The organism is Rhodoplanes sp. SY1, assembly GCF_046000175.1.
In the GTDB taxonomy this organism is placed as follows: domain Bacteria; phylum Pseudomonadota; class Alphaproteobacteria; order Rhizobiales; family Xanthobacteraceae; genus Rhodoplanes.
Window position 1 is genome coordinate 1 of sequence record NZ_JBEOMB010000278.1, and the last position, 737, is coordinate 737.

The following is a 737-nucleotide window of genomic DNA, read 5'->3' on the forward strand; positions in this document are numbered from 1 at the left end:
CTCGCCGCCATGGTCCGCAACGAGTGGTTCGCCGTGGTGGGCTTCTCGTTGAGCTGCGAATCGCGTCTGGAGGCGCTCGCCGGCTGCATCCAGACGGTTCGCCGCGACTCCTGCAACCGCTCGGTCGGCGTCCTGGTCGGCGGCCGCGTCTTCGTCGAACACCCGGACTATGTCGCCCGGGTCGGTGCCGACGCAGTCGCGGTCGATGCCCGCCAGGCGCCCATCCAGGCACAAAATCTCGTCGCCGCGCTCGCCCATCGTCCGTGATCGTCGCGTGACGCGCCGACCAGGGACCGGGCGGGCCGGCGACGGCTCGAAAGAGGACTTGGTCGCACGTGAACGGCTTCAGAGCGCCGATAGAGTCGTTGGGCGAGCTGGACGTGAAGGCGGCGGCGACCCTCGTCGCGGCCGCGGCGGACGTTGCGCTGGTGGTCGGCGACAACGGCATCATCCGCGACATGGCCTGCCAGAGCCCGGAGCTGCAATCCGCCCTCGAGGGTCACGGGCCCCTGCTCGGCCAGACCTTCGCCGACACGGTGACGACCGAGAGCCGTCCCAAGGTCGAGGCGCTGCTGCGCGAGGCGGGCGACCAGGCGACCCCGCGCCGCCAGGTCAACCATCCCTCCACCCGCGGCATGGACGTGCCGATTCTCTATTCCGCCATCCGGCTGGCATCCGGCCCGCTGGTCGCAGTCGGCCGTGACCTGCGTCCGGTCGCCGAGCTGCAGCAGCGGCTC

The 737-nt window shown here is 71.1% G+C and carries 2 pseudogenes; both read left to right on the top strand.

What is annotated here, in order from left to right:
• Positions 1 to 267, top strand: a pseudogene (locus tag ABTU92_RS29095) (coenzyme B12-binding protein); the annotation flags it as partial.
• Between the two features lie 98 nt (positions 268 to 365).
• A pseudogene (locus tag ABTU92_RS29100) lies at positions 366 to 737 on the top strand (transcriptional regulator PpsR); the annotation flags it as partial.